The organism is Mucilaginibacter sp. JRF (assembly GCF_015223065.1).
In the GTDB taxonomy this organism is placed as follows: Bacteria; Bacteroidota; Bacteroidia; order Sphingobacteriales; family Sphingobacteriaceae; genus Mucilaginibacter.
In genome coordinates this window covers 528,692-553,009 of sequence record NZ_JADFBY010000001.1, presented here as the reverse complement: position 1 = coordinate 553,009, position 24,318 = coordinate 528,692, and the positions used below count along the sequence as shown (strand labels likewise).

Sequence of the window (24,318 nt, the reverse complement as noted above, 5' to 3'; positions counted from 1 at the left end):
ATGACACATTTAATTTACTTTTTGATGTAATTGGAGTATTCAGTTTTTATTTGTGTTGTTACGGCCTTTTTCAAAAACTCAGCATCTAAAATTAAGTTATCACTTGCGGGCAGGTAACGTTTAGTGGTTTCATTGTAAGTATACTTTGTTACCAATTCAAACTTTTTAGCCTGAAGTGGGCCAACTTTAACCGGCTTTTCATTTAACAGTTGTAATTGCGACAGATGCTTTGTTTTAAGATCGATGGCCATGTATACCCTGCAATCTTTTAAAAAGTCTGTTTCCCTGGGAATTGATTTGGCTTCCAGCTTGTAACTAATAACCAACTTATCAGCCGATTCGCTTTCGATCTTATAAGTTTTATCATCCGGTTTATCTACCGCTTGCTTAGCTTTTGTGTTGCGAAATGTATTACTCTCGTACAAGGATGGCGACTTACCATCAACAGAAACTACCGTCCACTGATCTTTGGGTGGATGTGATGGATCAAATTTGGCTTCAATAACTTTAGTAGTACCGGCAGTTATTGTCGATTCTTTCAGATCAAACGCGTGATCGACCGGCAGCCTGAAATTAGCCGGATCGAGAATAAATTGATCGAGGCCATGTTTAGAGAATACACTATCTACCACGGCCTTTTGTGCCGAGGCGTTTATTGCAGATGCAATGAGCACAGTTAAGATGATACATCCCGACATGATGCAGCTTTTTAACTGTAATTGTCTATGTGTTATATTTTTCATGTTATTTGTATTTAATGATGCTTTGGTAACCACAACTACCGTTCATGGTATAGCCAGGCAACTTTTAGGGCAACCCAAAGCAAACTTTATATTAAAAATATATGTATTATTGATGCCGGGCTTAAAGTCTTCAACAGATTTGGCGCCATTAATTAACCGTGTTATCCGGCGGCATAGAAAGCAGTTTGGCATTGATCAACTCAAAAAACTCCTTGCGGTAAGCTTCGCCAATGGTTATGGGTTCGGTTTGGTTCATTATTCGCACCATGTTTCCCTCTACCGCGGTTAAATGACTCAGCGAAATAATAAACGATTTATGTATGCGTACAAAACCCAAAGCGGACAGGTGATCTGCCAGTTCCTTTAATTTAAGATAGGCCGTAATATTACGCTGATCGTCCATGTGGATAACGGCATAATTACCCAAACCTTCAATGTAAGTGATCCTGCGCGAATCGATCTTCAGCAACTTGCCTTTTTGTTCTGTTTTTACAAACACGTAGTAATCCTGATCAGCTCCAGCCCGAGAACTATTATGAATGGTCCATAACCTGTTAACCGCTTTCAGAAAACGGAGAAACTGTACGGGTTTCAACAAATAATCAACTACGGCGTGCTCAAAGCCCTCAAGCGCGTATTCTTTATAGGCAGTGGTCATGATAATATGGCTGTCTTTGCCTATCAGCTTAAGCATTTCTATACCGGTAAGTTGCGGCATCTGCACATCTAAAAATATCAAACCGGGTTTCAGGTCAGCAATCATTTCCAAACCTTTTATTGGATTGGTTGCAGTGCCTACCACACGCAAAAAGTGCACCTGGCTAATATGCTCTACAAGCAGATCGATGGCATGCTGCTCATCATCAATTATGATGCAATCTATCATACAGCAAATGTTATTTTTAATGATACATTAAAACAGATGTCGTTTTCTTCCACCAAAAAGGAGCTCTGCTTGCCATAGGTTAACTTAAGTTGCTGGCGAATGTTTTGAAGCCCTATCCCGTTTGATAACTCTTTGATACCCTTGCCCTTCTTATTTCTAATATCAAAAGACAGTTCATTAACGCTTGTATCTACCCGGATAACCAGCGGATGAGCCGGATCATGCAGATCACCGTGTTTAAAGGCGTTTTCAACCAGGGTGATGAGTATCAGCGGGAGTATACTTATGGATTGATCGTCTATCTGTTCGTGATAACTTATGTTTAATCCATTATTATGGCGCCGCTGATTGATCTCCATAACATTTTTCATGTGCTCCAGTTCGTCCATAATATTCACCTTGCCGTCGGGACTTTTGCCCAGGGCATAGCGCATAATATTGGCCAGGATCAGTACAGAATCAGCCGTTTCTTTATCCAGCTTAAAAACCTTGCCGTAAATAAAGCTCAACGAGTTAAACAAAAAATGCGGATTTATCTGATGCTTTAACGCGCTGAGTTCGGCCTCGGTTTTTTGCTTTTCAAGCATAATACGCTGCTTATCCTTATGCACCCACTCAAACAAAAGGGCTACCGAAAAACTGCTTATCAGGGTAAATAAATAAGAAATGATGAGCACCCAGCCTAAACTATCATTAGATAATACCCCATCGGCAGAATTATCATTACCGTTCCTGTACTCGTATAAATAATTACTGTAATTCAGTGTAAACTTTATTGCAAACAGCAACAACGCTATAATCACAACACGTTGATAACTGCGTTGCTTGTGCATGGCTGGCAGTATTACCTCAAATATCAGAATATAATGAGTTATTACCGACTCTAACAAAAACGTTAGTATGTTTAACGGAAAGCCTGCCCGCCCGGCAAAATTCTTTGCTGTTTGCTCAGGGTTAACCACATAGGACAGCGTAAAGAACAAGCTATAAATAAATAGCGAGAACATGGTAAGTAATAATAACCGACTGCCATTTGCTTTAAAGAACTTTATAACCAATTTAACCATGCTACCTGATTTACGTTGCTGATACCTATAACAACAAAGTTTTTAATTAAGTGTCGCCCTTATTGGTATTTAATGAAGGTAGCGGTTATATTTTTCTGTTTTATATCCGTTGTTGTTGAGGATGATGTGCCAATAACATTCTTCTTTTTAGTTTGGGTAGCAACGCCCGTTCCGGTTTGCTGGGTGCTAACCACATCTTCACTAAGATTCATGATCACACCGTCTGCTCCTTTGGCTTTACCCAGTTCTATCACTTTTTGCTGGGCGGCCTCCAATGAACTAAAGCCTTTGGCTACCTTGGTAGACCCCATGGTGGTGTAATTTTGCTTTACATCCGCCTTATCCAGATAAACGTCTACATTGTCAGTAGGTGAATAAGTTTTCCCGAAATAAGATGGTGTTGAACACGCCGCTAAAAATCCCATAAACAGGATAGCGATCATTAAAATTGATGTTGACTTTTTCATTTTACTTGTTTCTTTAAATGGTGATGTAATAGATGTTAATGTGATCTTCTCGGGCAGGGATATGTTATTAAACCTGCCACTAAAACCATGAAACAAATGTAAAATGACCTTAAGAGGCATGAAATTCTATTACACGAACGGGCGTTTTGTATATGTGAAACCTTGTATTATACTATTGACCTACACTCTTGATCAATATTCCAAAACGTAGATCTTTTGATGAGCATAATCCCAAACGGTTTTATACTGCGCAAGGAACCGGTAACCGATGTTCATCAGGTTAGACTCGGTAATTCCGGACTTTTCACGCTCAAGTTGGGTGGCTTTAAGATGAGCCAACTCCACTCCTTTTAAGGTGGTTTTTAGTTTTCCGTCTATGGTAATGTTTTTAATGTTAAGCAAGGTGTCGCCGTAACTGTCTTTACCGGATGCTAAAACCGAACCTCGGCGTTTAAGTAACTCAGCAGACGGAGCATCTAATTGCAACAAACCATTTTGTCCTGTATCAAACGCTCCAATAACATTCACCCCATCAATATTTAGTTTAACAAACGGATGGTTTGCCAATTTCCTGATCTCAAAATCGATAACAGCCAATACCTTCTCATTCTTTAGAAAATCCTTTGACTGGCTGCGTTCCGCTGTGGATCTGTAAAAAGTGACCTTCCTGTGCTGATAATCCAGCTTAAACAGATAACCCTGAAAAAAATCGTGGCCGATAAAGCCGAGAAAGTCTGTCGTAATGTTCTTCTGTATAAAATCATAATTCGCGCTGGAGATATTTTCCAGGTTACGGTAAGTGATACCGTTCGCTAACCGCACCTCCCGTATCGTATCATTGGTGTTGGTTACAAAGGTTTGCCCGCTGCCGGTACTACCGCTGCTTTTCGATCTCTTGTTAGGCAGTTTGATATAATTATCATTAAGAGCCATAGAAGTTCGATAACCTGTATCAAACATAAACTTGCCCTCAACACCATTAACGTTGCCCGAAATAAAAGGATATACATTAATTAGGCTAATAGGAAATACAACCGTATCGCCATGCAACTCAGGTGTCTTTTCAAATACCTGGGCCTGCAAAACGGATACTGAATTCAATATCAATAAGCTGACCAGCCAAATGGTTATTCTGTAGTTTGACATACTTTTTTAATACAACAAACTTCACACTCAGTTCGCTATTAAGTGTAGACTTATATCATTAAATAACATATTTTTTTTCTTAATCTGATTACTAAATGGCCATTGAGTCAAGCAATCATTCATATCATCAGCTATATTTTCTTACTGCGTCCGGCTCCACTGAAACAGGTCTAAATGAGTTCAAAACGCTATAAATCGTTGATTTATGGCATTTTTTTAATTTCAGTCTAAAAGTTCTATAAAATACATCCGCCCATAAATCTACCACACTTTTGTGTATCAGGCCTATACATCTCTCTGCACAGCGCCTAACTGGTAATCACTGTCTATAGCGGCCTCTTAGACAATCAATTTATTATACAGAGAATTTCAAATCCTCTGCACACCACCCATCTTTGATATTCATAACAGATGCTTTGCTATTCGTAAGGCATGCGGTGGCCTCGCTGTCGAAATTTGGCCTGACAATAAGAAACAAGAGAATGAAAAAATCAATATTAATAATTGGTGCAGGCCCCGGCTTAAGCAAAGGTATACGGCTTTTCAGTTAAACTTCATTTTTCAGAATTACATCCGGGGGCACTCTGAAAATTTATTTACATCAGAGTTTAGGGTTTAGGCTCACTTAAGGTACATAAGGCTGATAACTAATTATTAGCTACTTGCAAACTTAAATAGTACTCAGGAAAAGAGCCATAGCAACTTTCGATAAGCACCAGTTAATGAAGCCAATAAACCAGTTTATCGAAACAATAATCTTGGTTTCGGCAACCTGCCATTCAGATGATAAAACATGTCTTTAATTGATTGCAAAGTGATAAGTATCGGTACACATGAAAATTAGTGAGATTGATGATATTGAATTGCTTAATAGGTTGCAAAATAGCGACAGGCAAGCATTCAACTTGCTTTATCATCGCTATTTCGCTAAGCTGTACAGTGTTGCTTATAAGCGTGTAAAGTCAAGAGAAATAGTGGAAGAGATAATACAGGAGCTATTTACCATGATCTGGATAAAACGTATGGAGATAACTGTTGAACGCGCGTTTTCATCGTACATATTTACTGCCGTAAAGTACATGGTGTTTAAATACTATCGCGGCGAGCAGGTTAAACGCAATTATACTGAAAACACCCGGTCAAGATATATCGACATTGATAATTATACCCAGGATATTATTGTTTTTGATGAACTGAATAAATGTTTTGAGGCGGCATTAAAAGAGCTGCCGGCCAAATCGGGGCATGTTTTCAGGCTGAGCCGAAAGGAGCATAAAAGCAATAAGGAGATAGCACAACAACTTAATATTACAGAAAAAGCGGTTGAGTATCACATTACCAAATCATTGGCTCAATTACGTATCCATCTTAAGGATTTTGCCCCTCTACTGTTTATACTTCTCTCCTTTCAGTTTTAATCAGCCTAATTAAAAAAAATCATGCTTTTAGTTTAGGGGTGATGCCCTTCTCGGGCACTTAGTATTATAAAACCAATATCCACCTTTTTGCCTGACGTATGAACAGCGACATTACTGAACTTATTAATAAATTTTTTGATGGTAAATGTACCGTTGAAGAAATGCTTAGGCTTGATGAATGGTATTACTCATACGATGCCGAAAGTGATCCGGATGAACTGCTGGACAGCCACAGGAAACAAGCACTTGAAGCCTTGATGCTCGAGCGAATAAATATCAACATACTTAATGTAGAATACCAGGCAAATAATACTGTGCCAATTCATCAAAGCACCAAACCTAAATGGATGGCCTGGAGTGCCGCGGGTATAGCCGCGATGTTGTTGATGGCTGTGGGTATTTATTTTGTGCGCTCGGTTAAACCCAATAACATCACAACAAAAAGCAATACAGCTACACTACCTGATCAGAAAAATAAACTGATGCTCACCCTGTCTGACGGTAAAAAGATCGATCTGGCCTCGAACATCAAAAACCTGAAAGAAAGCGATGGCACAAAAATAGAAGTTAACAATAACACCATTACATACCACAATACCGGCAACGGTAACCCAAATGCTCAAAATATTTTGAGCGTGCCTACCGGCCAAACATATAAGCTCAACCTGTCTGACGGTACTGCCGTGTGGTTGAACAACGTATCAGAACTTACCTATCCGGTTTCATTCGATAATGCTGCTGATCGAATTGTTACGCTGAAAGGCGAAGCTTACTTTGAAGTATTTCATGATGCATCAAGACCCTTTAAGGTTAACGTTGTTGAAACTGAGATAACAGTTTTAGGTACAAAATTCAATGTAAATACCTTTAATAAGGGAGCTATTGCCACTACACTGCTTGAGGGTTCTGTCCGGGTAGCCAGTAATGGAAAAGAGGGGTTGCTCAAACCCGGCCAGCAAGCTATATCCGCGCATAATGATATTAATATAACCAATGCCGATGTTCAAAAAACGATAGCCTGGAAAAACGGGTACTTCAACTTTAGGGAAGACGGTATCGAGAACATTTTAAACCAGATAGCACGCTGGTACGATCTTGACATCAAATATCAAACACCTGTAACACCCGGTTTGCATTACAGCGGCAAAATAAGGCGGGCACAACCGTTGGATGATGTTTTGATGATGCTGACAGATATAACTGATCTCAAATTTAAACACGTTGGCAACACCTTATGGGTTGGCAGCAAATAATCAACCTGTACAAACACTTAAAAATGCGCCTATGATTAAATAAAGTTTACACCAAATCCCAGTTTGATCATCCCGGAAAATAAATAAACCGGAGGTAAACCACTACTTCCGGTTTTGTCTGGTTTGATCCCTTTGCTCTAAAACCAAGAACCAAGTTATAACCAAACCTCACTAAATTATGAAATATCTGATTTATGTCAAAGAACATGAAGAGAAACCCCTTTGTTCAATATTTACCCAAGGTGTCAGGATCATGAAGCTAACCACTATACTCCTTGTCATCTTTACCCTGGGTGTGCGGGCTAATAGCAGGGCCCAGCAGGTTACCCTGTCACTTAACAACAGTACGCTAAAAGTTTTTTTAACCGAGGTTGAAAAACAAACCGGCTACGAGTTTTTGTATAATGATGAGTTGTTGCGAAAGTACAACAACATTAGCCTCAATATTAAGAATGCCAGCGTTGAGCAGGCGCTTGATCAGGCTTTTAGCGGCAAGCCTCTGTACTATAAATTCCGCGATAAAACCATTACTATTTTAGAAAGAAGATCACCGCGACAAAACCCGAATGCCGACTTTACGCTAACGGGTGTGGTAGCAGACCGTAACGGCAACCCGATACCCGGGGTGAACGTAAAGGTTGAAAACACCAACAACGGTACAGCTACCGATTATACCGGTAAATTCTCGCTTAAAAACATCAAGGTTAACGATGTTATTTTCATCTCCGCCTTAAGCTATCTTACTCAAAGAGTAGTTATAGGCAACCAAACTGAACTAAGAATAACCCTGCTTGAAGACAATAAGGGTCTTGATGAAGTTGTAGTAGTTGGCCAGGGCGTGCAGAAAAAGGCAAGTGTTATAGGCGCTATCTCATCCGTATCAACCAAGGAGTTAAGCCAGAGCCCGGTATCAAACATCAGCAACGCGTTGGCGGGGAGGCTGCCCGGCCTTATCTCCATACAACGCAGTGGTATGCAAGGTAATGATGATGCACAATTGCTGATACGTGGTGTAGCGACACTAAACGGCTCGGGCCCTATGGTTGTGGTAGATGGTGTTGAAGGCCGTACCATGGCCGATATTGAACCAAGCGATATTGAAAGCGTAAGTATACTTAAGGATGCTACCGCAACAGCCATTTATGGTATTAGGGGAGCAAACGGCGTGGTGCTTATTACCAGCCGTAGGGGTTCATCATCAAAAGCGCCTGCAATAACTGTAACATCGCAATACGGGCTGCAATCGCCTACGCGTGTACCCGATGTAGTAAACTCCTACGAATATGCTACACTATACAATCAAGCCAACAAAAACAACGGGCAACCGCTAACCTACACCGAAGAACAATTGGAGGGTTACAGAAATCATACTGACCCATACCTATATCCGGACAATGACTTTGCGTCGATCCTGCTGAAAAAACGTTCGGCCATGACGAGGACTAATCTGACCGTTACGGGTGGCTCTAACTTCGCGCGCTTTTTTGTTTCAGCCGGTTATTTATCACAGGATGGAATATACAAAACATACCCTACTCCCTACCCTTCAGACCAGGTGGCCAAGAGGTACAACTTTCGTGGTAATCTCGATGTAAATGTTACCAATACAACCATACTCCGGTTAGACCTTTCGGGCAGTTTCGGATCGGTTAACAGGCCAAGATATTCTAACGAGCCATTCTTTTCCATTGTGCGTGTACCGCCTAACCTGGCACCTATCAAAAACCCCGATGGCTCATGGGGAGCTGCAACTTCTTTAGGCGTGAATCCGGTGGCCGAACTTTCGGATGTTGGGTACGTGGTTTCGTACATCGGGCGTTCGCAGGGCACATTCGCGCTTACTCAAAAATTAGATATGATAACTAAGGGGCTTTCGGCAACGCTTTCCTTATCATACGATGCCAATTACTATCAGGATCAGCAAAGAGGCAAAAGCTACGACTCCTTTCACTACAATCCCGATGGCAGTTACACCAGGGTTGGCACAGGCTCAAAATTAGGCACCGTAGCCGGATCATACGGGCTGAGTCGTTTTTCAACCTATCGCGCAACACTGGCTTACGACAGAACTTTCGGCTCAAATGCCATAACCAGTTCCATGATATTCACGCAACAAAAATCATATAACAATATTGAGATACCGGCAGCCGTGCAGGGCTTTTCGGGCAGAACTACCTACAACTACAAGTTCAAGTATTTTGCCGAGGCTACCTATGCTTACAACGGCTCAGAGAATTTTGCGCCGGGCAAGCGCTATGGCTTTTTTCCGGCCGGTGCAATTGGTTGGATAGCCAGCGAAGAACCTTTTATTAAGGAGCATGCCAAATTCATATCGTTCTTAAAATTAAGGGCATCATTTGGTGTTGTTGGTAACGACCAAATTGGTGGCAGCCGTTTCCTGTTCAACAGTTATTATGCTGATGCAGGTGGCAGCAGCTTTGGTAATCCGCCATCGGGTGCTAATGGTTTGCGCGAAGCATTTTTAGGCAACAGAAACATCACCTGGGAGCGTGGTTACAAAAGAAACATAGCCTTTGAAAGCAAATACTTTAGCGACCTGATCACCCTGAATGTCGATCTGTTTCGCGAAAACAGGAAACAGATATTGGTAAGTTCTCTGGTGCCTGATGCGGCAGGACTGCCCAATTTCCCGCCAATTAATAAGGGCGAGGTCAGGAATCAGGGCTTTGAGGCCGAGCTTGGCATCCGCAAAAAATTCCGTAGCCTGATGGTAAACCTGCGTGGCAATATGGGCTTTAATAATAGCAAGGTGCTCGACAATAACGAGGCTACACCACTTTACGGCTACCAAACCGGAGTTGGCAAAAGGGTGTATCAACCATTAGGGCTTATCTCTGAAGGTTTTTTTCAAAATGCTGATGAAATTACCAACAGCCCCACACAAACCTACAGTAGCCGCATAATTCCGGGCGATATTAAATACCGTGACGTTAACGGCGATGGCATTGTTAACGATTTTGACCGTGTAGCCATAGGCTATTCCACTATCCCTGAGATACAGTACGGTATCACGCTTGATATGAGTTATAAAAACTTTGATCTGAGTGTACTATTCCAGGGCTCAGCACATTCGAGCGTTTATTTTGATGAGTTTGGCTATGTTCCGTTTGACAGGCAGGGAACAGCGCTTAGGGAGCAACTTAACAGCTGGACACCCGAAACCGCGGCAACAGCCACCTACCCGCGTATTGATATTGGCGCCAATGCCAATAACACCAGGCTATCAACCTTTACGCAGCAAAACGGAGATTATTTGAGGTTGAAGAACGCTGAGATTGGCTACACCTTTTCGCAGGATCTGCTTAAAAAAGTCGGGCTGAAAAAGGTACGGGTATTCGCTAACGGCCAAAACCTGCTTACGTGGTCTGAAATAAAATTTGTTGACCCCGAATACGGTAGTGGCGGCATAGGCAATACCTACCCTCAGCAAAAGGTGTACAATTTCGGTATCAGACTCGATTTCTAAAAAAAGATAAACCTATAGTATCATGAAAAAAACTATAATAGCGGCAGCCGTTCTAATATTTACATCGCTATCTCTGCATTCGTGTAAAAAATATTTAGACCTCGCTCCCAACGAAAACATCTCTGAAGAACAGGCTTTCAGTACGATGATACAAACAGAGAACTTTGCCAACAACATATATGCAGAACTCCCGGTATATCAAACCAGGGTGGCCGACAGGTTTACCACTTTAGATTGCCTGAGCGATGAGGCTGCACCTACCTACTTTCAAGGCGGGCGAACATTTAACGGAGGTGGATATGGCCCTACAAATATCACCAACTTTATAGGTCACATTTGGGGAAACGCTTTCCGCAACATCCGGAAGTGCAATATTTTGCTGGAGAAACTACCAAGCGTACCAGCCATAATTCCGGGTGATGATGATACCAGGACAAGGTTAAGGGGCGAGGCTTTATTTTTGCGTGCTTTTTTGTATTTCGATGTATTGAAGGTATTTGGCCGGGTGCCCATCATTTCGCAGCCCTTAGCTCCGGATGCCGATTTCAAGCTATCACGAAACACCTATGATGAATGCGTAGCCTTTATACAAAATGATTTGGATGAGGCGGTTACCCTGCTTCCGGCTACTTATCCAAGTAACCGGTTGGGCAGGGCTAACAAGGCTATGTGCATGGCGCTTAAATCGAGGTTATTATTGTATGCGGCGAGCCCTTTAAATTCTGACGATAATGCCGCGAAATGGCAGGCGGCGGCAACCGCGGCAAAAAATGTTATCGACTTAAACCAATACTCGTTGTACGACCTGAACCCGGATAAGGCTGAGAACTACAAAGCCATATTTAATGATTTTGCCAACAAGGAGATCATCTGGTTCATGAACCTGGGTAATGGTAAAAATTACGAACAAAATTACTACCCGGTATCAAACGGTGGCTGGGGCGATGAAACGCCTACGCAAAACTTTGTAGATGAATTTCAGATGGATAACGGAAAAGATATTACCGACCCAACCTCCGGTTATGATCCCGCCCAGCCTTATGTTAACCGGGAGCCTCGGTTTTATGGCACGGTTTGGTACAACGGCAGTGTTATAAGAGGCATCCGCATACAAACCAACCCGGGTGGTAACGCCGCTATTAATGGGGGGAATGATAACACACGTACCGGTTATTATACCCGTAAATTTTGCGATGAATCGGTTGACCTGTATAATGGCCCCGGCAAGCAAATGATGAGTATATGGTTCAGGCTGGCTGAGTTTTACCTGAATTATGCCGAAGCAAGCAACGAGGCCAACGCAAGCCCATCTGCCGACCCGTTGATATACTCGTATGTAAACATCATAAGATCAAGAGCCGGTTTACCCGATTTGGCAACAGGACTAACGAAAGAGCAAATGCGCCTGGCCATAAGGCACGAACGCCGGATAGAGCTGAGTTTTGAAGAACACCGCTTTTTTGATGACCGCCGATGGAAGCTAACTTTTGGCGGACAAATAAAAGGTATTGTTTGGGCCGACGCTGCCGGTTCAAGTTATAACCTGATAACTACCGAGAATAGGGCATTCGACCCTAAGATGTGGTACATGCCCATCCCCCAACGCGAGATAGATATTACAAAAATGGAGCAAAACCCGGGTTGGCAATAGCAACCATATAAGCAACTCCCTGCAACACAATATCTTTTTGCAGGGAGTTGCTTTAATCCACCCTAAACATTCATCAACTATTTATGCGAATGAGATTTACTTTATTCATCATCATAGCCTTATGCTTAAGTTATACAGCCTACGCTCAACCCTCAAAATATAAAAACGTATGGACTAAAGCCCCGTCACGTATACCTAATAATGCTTCGGTAGATGCGCCACTGATGGGTAACGGCGATATTTTGATGAGCATGGGGCAGGTGGGTAACACGCTTAGATATTATTTATCCAAAAATGATTTTTGGCGATTACAATCCAAAGCCGATCACTTGTCAGGTCCGCGCATAGCAGGTTATCTGGATATTAATATTACAGACGTAGCCCACCCCTATTTTCAAGCCGAACAATCTCTGTTTAATGGTACAACGACATGCACTTTCGGCCAAAATAATGAAGGAATTATAGCTACCTCCTGGGTTGCAGCAACTGATAACCTGATTTTTATCACCCTTAAAACCATTGGTAAACCAATAACGATATCCATCAGCGTGGGGGCACCTGCTAATAACGCAGCTAAATTGAAAATTGGTAGCACCAATGGCATAGCCCACCTTACCCGCGCATTTACTGATGATGTTGATATTCCGACTGAAATAGATGTAGCCGTTAAAGCATTAGGCCAAGCCGGAAATACATTTACAATCGCTCCCGGCAAGCCCGTAACGTTGGCATTGGCATTCGAGAGTAAGTTCAAGCAAAATACTCCCTTAGCTTATGTATTGAAAAAGGCAGGTTCGGTCGATCAAAAGATGGTACAGCAATATCGGGTGGCTCATCAAAAATGGTGGCAGGCGTATTGGCAAAGATCACAATTAACTGTGGCTGATACCGTATTGATGAAAGCCTATTACCAGGGCCTGTACACCATGGCTGCCTGTAGCCGTGATACCCGGTTTCCTCCGTCTATTTTTGGATGGTGTGTTACCGACAACCCCGACTGGAATGGCGACTATCATCTTAACTATAACTTTTACGCGCCATTTTACGCTTTGTACAGCGCTAACCGATTACAACAGGCCCAAACACAGGATGCGCCTCTGTTGGATTTTATGCCCAAAGGGCAATCATACGCCCAAAAAGTTACCGGTACCCGCGGCATACTTTATCCGGTTGGTATTGGTCCGCTGGGAGTTGATCTGACCAGGGATTTCCCGGCAGGTACGGATAACGGGTACACAGAACATGGCGATGTAGAGGCCGGAGGATTATTCTATAAACAACGATCGAACGCGGTGTTTGGCGTTATAAATATGGCACAGCATTGGCGCTGCAATTATGATAAGGATTATGGCCGATTGATATACCCTTATGTTTTGGCCACCATTGATTTTTGGGAGGATTACCTAACGTTTGAGCAAGGCCGCTATGTAATATACCGCGACGCGATAACTGAAAAATCAGGCTACAACAAAAACCCACTGATGACGCTGGCCCTGCTACGTAACGCGCTCGAACTGATACTGGATATGAGCAAAGAACTTAACAGGGATGCACCCAGACGTGCCAAATGGCAGGATATGCTCAATAAATTAAGCGATTACCCTACGGAGGTAAGTAAAGGCAAAACAGTGTATCGTGGTGCCGAAGCTGATTCAGCCGGTAGGCCGGTTCATGGGGCAAGCTACTCAGCTATCTATCCGGCCAATGGTATAACATTTAACAGCACAAGCACAGAGCTGGCAATTGCACGTAATTCTGTTGATGCCACACAACGCTGGGATCATCATAACAGTACCAACAGTTTTTATATGGCGGCAATAAGGGTTGGCTATGATTCGCTAACCATCCTGAAAGAGTTGCATATATACGCGTTACGTACCTACCCCAATGGCTTTCAACTGGATAATCCGCATGGTATTGAGAATAGCTGCACGGTGGTTAACGCCTTGCAGGAGATGTGCTGCATGAGTGTGGGCAACCGCATCCGGCTGTTCCCTGTTTGGCCAAAGGATCAGGATGCCGCGTTCAGGGATATTCGTACCTGGGGAGCATTTTTGGTTTCGGCAAAGTTATCGAACGGCATCATCTCCGGTGTTGTAATCAAGAGTGAACGTGGCAAGCATTGCGAAGTGCTAAATCCATGGCCATCAAAAACCGTATCGTTAGTACGTAATGGCAAACCTGCCGGCAATCTTAAAGGCTCAATACTGAGCTTTAAAACCACTGTTAATGAGTTAATAACATTACAACCTTTATTTTAGCAAACGTATATTGCACTAACATTTATCTGATAATACATAATGAGAAACAACTACCTGAAAAACCTTGGTATTTTACTACTGCCTTTGGCGGTTATACTAACTACGGCAAGCTTTTATAATGCACGCAACGTCAAAAAAACTCCGAAGCCGATAGCTGACACTGCTGCCATCCCGCGGGAAATTGAGGACCCGGAGCTTTTGGGTATTAATAAAGAGGCCGCACACGCTACATTAATGCCTTATGCCTCGTTAAAAGAAGCATTGACCGCTAACCGCAGGGCATCAACATTTAGCCGAAGCCTTAACGGCACATGGAAATTTAACTGGGTACCTACGCCACAGCAACGCCCAGCAGATTTTTACAAACCAACCTATAACGTAAGCTCGTGGAAAACAATACCGGTGCCATCAAACTGGGAGATACAGGGTTACGGCACGGCCATATACAGTAACTACACCTATGTTTTTAAGAAAGATTTTCCGAAGATTATGAGCACCCCTCCCGCCGATTATACTACTTATAAGGAGAGAAATCCTGTTGGCAGTTACCGCCGCGATTTTGAAGTTCCGGCACAGTGGAACGGCAGGCGCATATTTATAACTTTTGATGGTGTTGATGCCGGTTTTTTCATCTGGATAAACGGTAAAAAAGTTGGCTACAGCGTAAATAGCCGTAACGCGGCCGAGTTTGATATAACTAAATATATAAAGCCCGGCAAAAACATGGTAGCGGTTGAGGTATATCGCTTTACATCGGGCAGCTATTTTGAGGATCAGGATATGTGGCGATTGAGTGGTATATTCCGTAATGTTACTTTATGGAGTAGTCCACAGCAGCATATTCGTGATTTCTTCATCAAAACAAATTTCGATAAAAGCTACCGCAACGCGCAGCTATTGGTAAAAACCAGGATCAGAAATTATAGCGATAAACCCGTTAAGAGCAATATACTTTCGGTAACCTTATACCAGGGTAATACACCTGTTAAGGGTGTTGTGAAGGATCAGGATATACCAACCATTCAACCCGGTAAAGAGGTTGAGGTAAGCGTGAGCATACCGGTTATCAACCCTAAAAAATGGACCGCCGAAACACCCGAGCTGTATACCACGGTGTTAAGCATCAAAAATGGCGACAAGGTAACAGAAACCATATCGGCACATACGGGTTTCAGGGAGGTAATTACCAAAGGAAGGCAGTTGCTGGTTAATGGCGTACCTGTAAAGCTTAAAGGCGTTAACCGCCATGAAAACTGGCCCGATGTTGGTCATGCCGTTACCGAAGCGCAAATGGTGAAAGATATACTGCTGATAAAACAGGTAAACTGTAATCATGTGCGTACCTCGCACTACTCAAACGACCCGCGCTGGTATGAGTTGTGCGATCAGTATGGCTTGTTCCTGCTTGCAGAGGCCAACCTTGAAACCCACGGTGCCAACTCTGATTTTGATGAGGAACCCCGAGCCAAAGCAGCTATTACAGACCGTAACGTGGCCAATGTTGAAAGTTTCAAAAACCATCCATCGGTAATTATATGGTCGCTCGGCAACGAGTGCAGCGATGGCGGCAGTAACTTCAGGGCGGCATTAAAAAGGATAAAGGAAATTGACTCGTCAAGACCAACCCACTATGAAGGCTTTGGTATAGACAGCCGTAACCCTGCCGATATTGACAGCCGCATGTATACCAATACTGCCGACCTGGAAAAGAATGCTAAAAACCCAGAACTGACCAAGCCTTTTTATTTATGCGAATATGCGCACGCCATGTTCAACTCTATGGGTTCCGTTGATGTTTATAACGATCTGTTTGATAAATATCCATCATTGTTAGGTGGCTGTATTTGGGAGTGGCAGGACCAAGGTATCTGGAACCGGAAAGATCCAAAGCATCCGTTTTTAGCCTATGGTGGAGATTTTGGCGACTTTCCGAACGATAAATATTTTATACATAAAGGCGTAGTAACGTCTGAAAGAAAACCTAAACCGCACTTCCCGGAGTTAAAGCACGCTTACCAATGGGTAAGCATAAAACCTAAAGACCTGGGCGCTGGTTTAATTACTATCCTCAACAGATACCAATTTACTGACTTAAGCGGCCTGACTGCAACCTGGAAATTATATGAAGATGAGCATTTAATAAGCTCCGGAGATATAAACACCAGCAACATTAACGCGGGCAGTAGTAAGGAGGTAAAACTGCCATACTTATTACCCTCAGCCAAACCGGGGGCATCTTATTATCTAAACATTTCGTTCGCTTTAAAAAATGCTCAGCCCTGGGCCGCCAAGGGATATGAAGTTGCATCGCAACAACTTTTATTACCGGTACAGGAGCTTCCCGCTGCCAAAGCTGAAGCGACCAATAGCCTTACATTAGCTGAAACCAGCAACAACATATCAGTTAAAGGCACAGGCTTTGAAATTGAGTTTGATAAGGTCAAGGGCACATTCTCAAAACTTATCTCAAAAGGCAATAATGTGTTAAACGCTGATGGCGGCCCTATGCTACATTTATGGCGTGCGCCTCACCGCAATGATGATATTTGGGCTGATGAAGGCTGGGAAAAGAACGGGCTTAAAACACTCACCTGGAAAGCGACAAATGTTACCGCCAAGCAGATAAACAACAGCACTGTTGAAATAAAGGCGAGCCTTACCGGCGCCGGAAAAAATAATTTTACAGTGACGCATCATGTTACTTATCAAATATTGGGCAATGGTGATGTATTGGCTGATAATGATGTAACGTTCAGTCAGCCGGGGCTGGTATTGGGCAGAGTTGGCGTGCGCTTGTTTTTCAATAAAGAACTTGATAATTTTGCTTTTATGGGTCGTGGACCGATGGAAACTTACAGCGACCGTAAAAGCGGGTTTGCTATTGGCAAGTATACAGGCCTGCTTAAAGATCAGCTTACGCCATACGAAAAACCAATGGAAGGCGGTAATCACGAAGATGTAAAATGGGCTACCTTAACTTCCAAAAACGGAACTCGTGTAGGTATCAGTAGAGTTGATTCTCTGCTACAGGTTTCTGCCGTACCATACAGCGATGAGGAGTTGGAAGTAGCGCCCCACCGTAAAGATCTGCCTGTAAGCAAGGCCACCGTGCTTTGCATCAGTCATAAAACTTTGGGGGTAGGTTCCAACTCGTGCGGGCCGGCACCGCTTGAGCCTTTTGTTGTGTATTCAAAACCTGCGCACTTTAGGTATCATTTGCAATTGTTATAACATATGGCTTTGCCGAACAGCCCGGCTTTAACCTGTTATTCAAAAAAAACACCGGTGTAATCCCTGCCATTTCAAGAAAGAACGCCTGATGGTTGAAAGAAAATAATATTAGAGGCCGTTTCATAACTAATTTATGACGCGGCCTCTTTCAGTACTACTAAGCATTTGAACACACATTTAACTTATAACACACCATTTAGTTGTTATAACTGTTTATTATATTCTTTAAGCTGATTGCTCATCATTTTATTCTATTTTAGCGATCTCATCTGCTACTGATCCATTTTTTGCCGAAATTATGTTCCGAGTTTTTCCGGTCAGCAGTTTTTGATAAACTCCTATGATGGAAAGAAAAAATTACGATTCGGATTTCTGTGGCAGTTTGCCTTTAAATCATATTAACGTTGTTCAGGATTATGGCTACCTGCTTATAGTACGGGCTAATGACCTTCAGATAATTCAATGCAGTGAAAATTTAGCTGACCTGACCAATTTAACACCCAAAGAACTGGCGGGTAAAAATCTGGCTGAATTAACTGGACCCGCGCAGCTGGAAAAACTACGCCAAAGATTGGCTGACCCGGTACAGGCAAAGGCACCAATGACCTTTGAGCTATTCGGGCAGGTTATGGAGATACTTATCCATTATAAAGACGACCATATCGTACTTGAAATGGAAAAGAAAACCGGTACCGACCGCGTATTTACAGAAGCTTTTGAGGAAGTTAAATTAGCCATTGCCCGCCTTGAAGCTTGTAACACCGTTGAGGAAGTGAGCCGCATAGCCGTTGCCGAAACACGTAAGATAACGGGCTTTGATGGTGTGATGATGTACCGCTTTGATGAAGATTGGAACGGCACAGTAATAGCTGAGGATAAAACGGATCAACTGGAACACTACCTCGGTCATACCTTTCCGGCATCGGATATTCCGAAGCAGGCAAGGCAGTTGTACTTGAAAAATCCTTACCGCTTAATTCCCGACAGATCATACCAGCCTGTACGCCTCTACCCTATAGTTAACCCACTAACTCGTACGTTTACTGATCTTTCCGACTGTAATATACGTGGCGTGGCGGCTGTTCACCTCGAATACCTGAAAAACATGCAGGTAACGGCATCAATGTCTATCAGGGTTATTTTTCATGGCCAACTTTGGGGCTTAATTGCCTGCCATCATATTGCGGCCAGGCACTTAAGTTTAGAGTTATGTTCGGTATGCGAATTACTATCATCTATCATATCGGCCAGGATAGAATCATTATTACATAAACAGGAAGCTGATATTGAAACCGAGCTACAAAAACAGCAAACCCTGCTTATGGCCCAGGTTTATGCCGAGGATGATATTGCCAAAGGCCTTTTAACAAATACACAAACCAGCGTTACTGATGTTTTAAGCGCCGACGGGGCCTTATGTATCATTGATGGCGAGCTTACTATTCATAAAAACATTCCGGATACGGAATTTGTTGACAATCTGATTTTGTGGCTCCAGACGAAGGACATCAACCGCGTTTTCGCGACAGACCATCTGCCGGAAATATACGAAGATGCCATTCCGTTATCAGCTGTTTCAAGCGGTATTCTGGTTTTACCTATCGACGCCGAAAAGGGTGATTTTATCATCTGTTTCCGCAGTGAGGTAAAAAAAGAGATAAAATGGGGCGGTAATCCTGACCAGGCGATAAATTTTGAGCTGGATGGTAAAAATTATCATCCCCGCAATTCGTTCAAGCTATGGTTACAAACGGTGCACCATACATCTTTACCGTGGACCAAGCAGGAATTAGCTGTGGCTGAAACAATGAGGGGTTTTATTTATGAATTCCAAACCAAAAAGGATAGGTTTTGAGTATAGAAGTTATTAAGGAAGGTAATGATTCAAAGATCAACGATCGTTATATCATAACGATCGGCGCCTCTGCCGGCGGCCTCGAGGCTATACATGAGTTTTTTGATCATATGCCGCCCAACTCCGGTTTCACATTTGTTGTTATACAGCATTTATCTCCGGATTATAAAAGCTTGCTGGTAGAGCTGGTTGCCAAACATACGCACATGAAGGTGATGGAAGCCGGGAATAACATGATCCTGGAACAGAACTGCGTATACATTATTCCGAGTAAAAAGATCATGACCATACGCCATCACAAGCTTAGGCTTGCTGATAAGGTTAAAGATAAATCGCCCAATACGGCTATTGATACCTTCCTGACCACCTTAGCAACTGATGTGCGGGAAAAAGCCATAGCTATCATTCTATCCGGAACGGGTACAGATGGCAGTAAAGGTATAGAGGCCATCAAGGCATGTGGTGGTATGGTTATAGCGCAGGAGCCATCAACCGCTAAGTTTGATGGTATGCCCAACAGCGCCATTGCCTCCGGTAATACCGATTATGTTTTATCGCCGGCTAATATGCATGCCGAGATATATAACTACGTTAACCAGGAACATGTACCCGAGCTGGAAAAGGAGCTTTTTGAAGATGAGCACCTTACCGAGATATTCGATGTAGTTTCACGGCAAACCGGTCAGGATTTCAACCTTTACAAAACACCAACAATATTAAGGCGCATTGCCCGCAGGCTTATTGCTGCCGATGTTGCTAACCTTGACGAATACCTGCAATACATACAGAAAAAACCCGGCGAGGCTAAAATTCTGGCAAAAGAATTCCTGATCGGTGTTACCAAGTTCTTTCGGGATCAGCCGGCTTTTGGCAAGCTTAAAGATGATATTGTCCCCGCCATCATCGCTTCAAAGCAAGATGGCCAAACCATTAAGGTTTGGGTATGCGCCTGTAGTACCGGTGAGGAAGCATACTCCATCGCTATACTTTTTGACAGGGCGTTGAAAAGCAGCCGCCGCGATCTTGAGGTTAAAATATTCGCTACGGACCTTGATGAGGAAAGCATCCGCATAGCTTCAAAAAATTGCTACCCTGCATCGAGCGTTAAAGAGATCGATGATGATATATTGACGCGATACTTTATCAAAAATTCGGACAATACCTATTCGGTTATTCCCGAGATACGTAAGATGATCGTTTTCGCTGCGCATAACGTGATCAAATCTCCGCCGTTCATCAAGAATGATCTGATATCATGCCGCAATATGCTCATCTACATGAACACCGTATTGCAACAAAAGATACTGACCACTTTTCATTATTCGCTGATGCCACAGGGATATTTGTTTTTAGGCTCAAGCGAAAACGCCACCGGCATTATGGAAGGGTTGCGGGAGATCAACAGTAAGCAAAAGATCTATCAAAAGTCAGGGAATATCAAATATAACCTGCATCACAGCTACACCACGGCATCATTGCCTGTGCCACCGGTTTCTAAAAAAACGGCGATCAAAGAGGCGGAGCAGAAACGCACTACGGCGGATGAATTCCAAAGCCTGATGATTGAGCAGATGGGCTACGTTGCTGTTTTTGTTGATAAAACCTTTATCATTAAGGAAACTCTGGGTGAATTCTCAAATTTTTTGGCCCTGCCTAAAAAGAAACTGGAGCTGAACCTGCTGAACATGGTTAACAGGGAAATATCTATCCTGCTGAGCACAACCATACGCAAAGCCTGGAAAGATGGCAAGGTTAAGGTTATTACCGGTACTATGAACAACGATAGTAACGTACAGATGACCATTAAACCACCTGATGATCAAACACCTCACGGTTACACGCTTATCATATTGAACGAACTGTCGGTTGAAACCCCGGTTAAAAATTTCTTACCGGCCGAAGTTGACCACATGAGTTCGCAGGATGAATACCTGTTAGAGATGGAAACCGCCTTGACCGAGTCGCGATCTAACCTGCAACTGGTGGTTGAGGAAATGGAAACGACTAACGAGGAATTACAATCCTCTAACGAGGAGCTCATGTCGGCCAATGAGGAGCTACAGTCGGGCAATGAGGAGTTGCAATCACTCAACGAGGAATTACATACGCTGAATACAGAACATCAGCAAAAGATACGTGAGCTTATTGAGCTGAACGAGGATCTGGATAACTATTTCAGGAGCACAACCATTGGCCAGATATTTATTGATGCCAATTTGCACATACGTAAGTTTAACCCGGCAGCTATCGATATGGTTAACCTTATCGAATCAGATATCGGGCGACCTATCAATCACCTGTCCAATAATATCCGGTACGATAATTTAAACAACGATATTCATAACGTACTGGCTAACGATACCGTGATAGAGAAGGAAGTATCCCTCAACAACGGCACCAACAACCTGATGCGTATTATGCCCTACCTGAAAAAGGGCGGCAAGGTGGATGGCGTAGTTATAACCTTTATTGATATAACAGCTATTACCCGGCTTAATAACATGATTGCCGGTGTTTACAACGCCAGTTCGGCCGCCATACTCGCCTTTGCCGAGATCAAGAGTAAGGATGGTGCTCAAAAACAATATCATTGTATTAGCCATAACAGCGCGGCTCAAAAATTATTCAAAAAATCAACAGATGATTTTCTGCGCCAGCCTACCCTTAATGATTTCCCGCAATTGGCTAAGATCATTAACGCGACCAACATAGCTAAGCTGCTAAGCAATAACGAGCCTTTTATAACTGAACTACAGGTAACTGATGGGCAATGGCACCAGTTGGTGTTGGGTAAAATGATAGATGGCTTTGTATTAAGCCTGAATGATATTACTAAACGCAAAGTTGCCGAACAAAAACTTAGAAGCAATTACAGTGAACTGGTAAAAGCCCGCGAAAGCCTGCGTGAATTGAATACCGGCCTCGAAGAAAAAGTGCGTGAAAGAACCCGTGAGCTAAGCGAAAGTGAGGAACGTTTCAACTTTGTTTCAAAAGCTACTAATGATACCATTTGGGATTGGGATCTGGTGAGCAACACCATGTGGAGGAGCGATAACTTTACCTCTATGTTCGGTTACGAGATATCGGTAGATACCGAGGCTGTTGGGCATTGGTTCGATCACATTCATGCTGATGACCGCGAGCGCATAGAGTCAGGCATTTTTGATGCCATCAATAACCACGAACCTTACTGGTCGGCAGAATACCGCTTTAAAAAAGCCGACGGGAGTTATTCCGTTATTTTAGATCGTGCAAGCATCCTCGAGGATGAATTTAATACTCCTTACAGGCTGGTAGGCTCTATCATCGATATAAGCAAATTGGTTGAAACCGAAAAGCGCCTGAGCAGCAGTGAACGGAAGTTCAAAAAGGTTTTCGAATCAAACATGATCGGTATGGTTTTCGCCGATCTGGATGGTACCATCCACGAAGCGAACGACGCGTTTTTGGATATGCTGGGCTATGACCGCGATCAGTTAGAGAATAAAGAACTTGATTGGTCAAAACTTACACCAAAGGAGTATATGGCCGTAAGTTATCAGGCTGTACAAGAACTCAAAGCCAATAAGCTGTGCCCACCGTTCGAGAAGCAATACATTAAGCGCGATGGTGGCATAGTTTCGGTACTGATGGGTTCGGTACTGTTAGAGCAGGACGATAATATGACCGCGGTAAGCTATATCATTGATATTAGCAAACAGAAGGAAGCAGAACAGAAACGGGCCGAACTGCAAACAAGGCTTAACAGGCAGCAGGAAGAATTTACCAATATTTTCAGTCACGCGCCAGCTTTGATCGCCATAAAACGAGGACGTGCATTAACCTACGAATTTGTGAATGAAGCTTATGCCGATTTCTTTGGTCCTGACCATGCTATAGGCGAGCATACAAAATTGGTATTTACCGCTGATGATCTGGATTTCGGGCAGCTGGAGCTGGAAGTATTTGACACCGGAAAAACGTTCGAGGGAAAACAGATCGAGATCAGCATTGATAAAAATTCAAAACGCCGCCTTGGTAAATGCTGGATGGACATTACGCTCACCCCTGTTTATAATTTTGATGGCCGGTATATTGATGGCATCGCTTTCTTTGGCTACGAGGTTACCGAAATTGTACGCGGACGCATAGCTACCGAAGAACTAATGCGGCGTAAGGATGAATTTATGAGCATTGCCAGTCATGAATTAAAAACGCCTATCACCAGCATGAAAGGTTCGCTACAGATAGTTGAGCGAATGGTCAAGAAAACGGGTACAAATAATAATTTAACCAGTTTTATTGACCGTGCTAATCATCAAACGCAAAAACTAACAAACCTGGTTGACGATCTGTTGAACGTAACAAAGATCCAAGAAGGGAAAATGTTACTTAACTACCAGGAATTTAACATTGTAGAGATGCTAAAGGAATGTATTGAAGATATTAAAAGCTCAGGCATAAAGCATAAGATCATTTTTCAACCCGGCGACGAGATATTAATGAACGGCGACAGGCAAAGGATTGAACAGGTAGTACATAACTTTTTGACCAATGCTATTAAATATTCACCTGACGCGGAAACTGTGGTAGTTAATTGTGGTATCACTAACGATGCGGTAAAAGTTGAAATTAAAGATTTTGGTATTGGCATACCTGAAGAAAAGCTGCCCTTTATTTTTGACCGTTTCTATAGGGTGCAGGAATCATCGCAGAAGTTTTCGGGTTTAGGCTTAGGCTTATATATAAGTTCAGAGATCATCAAAAGGCATTCCGGCCAGGTTGGCATAGAGAGCACACCGGGAGAAGGAAGTACATTTTGGTTTACTTTGCCTAAAAAATAATGAACAATATCTCAGGTTAAACCCGATCAC

At 42.9% G+C, this 24,318-nt stretch carries 13 protein-coding genes; 8 read left to right on the top strand and 5 right to left on the bottom strand.

The window, feature by feature from the left end:
• Nucleotides 1-14 precede the first annotated feature (14 nt).
• The 5 genes from IM792_RS02160 to IM792_RS02140 all read right to left on the bottom strand — a co-directional run bounded on the left by IM792_RS02160 (nucleotide 15) and on the right by IM792_RS02140 (nucleotide 4,309).
• The gene (locus IM792_RS02160) at nucleotides 15-743 is read right to left on the bottom strand and encodes a hypothetical protein (protein ID WP_194100029.1); all 729 of its coding nucleotides are present in this window, start codon (nucleotides 741-743) and stop codon (nucleotides 15-17) included.
• Between the two features lie 148 nt (nucleotides 744-891).
• Nucleotides 892-1,629 (bottom strand): LytTR family DNA-binding domain-containing protein, encoded by a 738-nt coding sequence (locus IM792_RS02155; RefSeq protein ID WP_194100028.1) that lies wholly within the window; start codon nucleotides 1,627-1,629, stop codon nucleotides 892-894.
• Nucleotides 1,626-2,696, bottom strand: coding sequence for a histidine kinase (locus IM792_RS02150; protein ID WP_194100027.1), 1,071 nt, complete (start codon nucleotides 2,694-2,696; stop codon nucleotides 1,626-1,628). Before IM792_RS02150 ends, IM792_RS02155 begins: the two co-directional genes overlap by 4 nt.
• A gap of 59 nt (nucleotides 2,697-2,755) precedes the next feature.
• Nucleotides 2,756-3,163, bottom strand: a complete 408-nt coding sequence (locus tag IM792_RS02145) for a hypothetical protein (protein WP_194100026.1) — start codon at nucleotides 3,161-3,163, stop codon at nucleotides 2,756-2,758.
• A 192-nt stretch (nucleotides 3,164-3,355) separates the two neighbouring features.
• Complete coding sequence (locus tag IM792_RS02140) at nucleotides 3,356-4,309, bottom strand: hypothetical protein (RefSeq protein ID WP_194100025.1); 954 nt, start codon at nucleotides 4,307-4,309, stop codon at nucleotides 3,356-3,358.
• Nucleotides 4,310-5,142: 833 nt separating this feature from the next.
• On the opposite strand from IM792_RS02140, the gene IM792_RS02135 reads away from it, so the two are divergent.
• From IM792_RS02135 to IM792_RS02100, 8 genes are all read left to right on the top strand, one after another.
• Nucleotides 5,143-5,727 (top strand): RNA polymerase sigma-70 factor, encoded by a 585-nt coding sequence (locus IM792_RS02135; protein WP_194100024.1) that lies wholly within the window; start codon nucleotides 5,143-5,145, stop codon nucleotides 5,725-5,727.
• Between the two features lie 98 nt (nucleotides 5,728-5,825).
• Nucleotides 5,826-6,980, top strand: a complete 1,155-nt coding sequence (locus tag IM792_RS02130; RefSeq protein WP_194100023.1) for a FecR domain-containing protein — start codon at nucleotides 5,826-5,828, stop codon at nucleotides 6,978-6,980.
• 253 nt (nucleotides 6,981-7,233) lie between these two features.
• On the top strand, nucleotides 7,234-10,467 hold the full coding sequence (locus tag IM792_RS02125) for a TonB-dependent receptor (RefSeq protein WP_194100022.1): 3,234 nt from the start codon (nucleotides 7,234-7,236) through the stop codon (nucleotides 10,465-10,467).
• 22 nt (nucleotides 10,468-10,489) lie between these two features.
• The gene (locus IM792_RS02120) at nucleotides 10,490-12,118 is read left to right on the top strand and encodes a RagB/SusD family nutrient uptake outer membrane protein (RefSeq protein ID WP_194100021.1); all 1,629 of its coding nucleotides are present in this window, start codon (nucleotides 10,490-10,492) and stop codon (nucleotides 12,116-12,118) included.
• A gap of 89 nt (nucleotides 12,119-12,207) precedes the next feature.
• Complete coding sequence (locus IM792_RS02115; RefSeq protein ID WP_194100020.1) at nucleotides 12,208-14,379, top strand: hypothetical protein; 2,172 nt, start codon at nucleotides 12,208-12,210, stop codon at nucleotides 14,377-14,379.
• 39 nt (nucleotides 14,380-14,418) lie between these two features.
• Nucleotides 14,419-17,610, top strand: a complete 3,192-nt coding sequence (locus tag IM792_RS02110) for a glycoside hydrolase family 2 TIM barrel-domain containing protein (protein ID WP_194100019.1) — start codon at nucleotides 14,419-14,421, stop codon at nucleotides 17,608-17,610.
• Nucleotides 17,611-17,950: 340 nt separating this feature from the next.
• Nucleotides 17,951-19,465 carry a GAF domain-containing protein gene (locus IM792_RS02105; RefSeq protein ID WP_194100018.1) on the top strand — a complete coding sequence of 505 codons (1,515 nt, stop codon included), beginning with the start codon at nucleotides 17,951-17,953 and terminating at the stop codon, nucleotides 19,463-19,465.
• On the top strand, nucleotides 19,462-24,288 hold the full coding sequence (locus tag IM792_RS02100) for a chemotaxis protein CheB (protein ID WP_228084890.1): 4,827 nt from the start codon (nucleotides 19,462-19,464) through the stop codon (nucleotides 24,286-24,288). The genes IM792_RS02105 and IM792_RS02100 overlap by 4 nt, the downstream gene beginning before the upstream one ends.
• The last annotated feature ends 30 nt before the right edge of the window (nucleotides 24,289-24,318 follow it).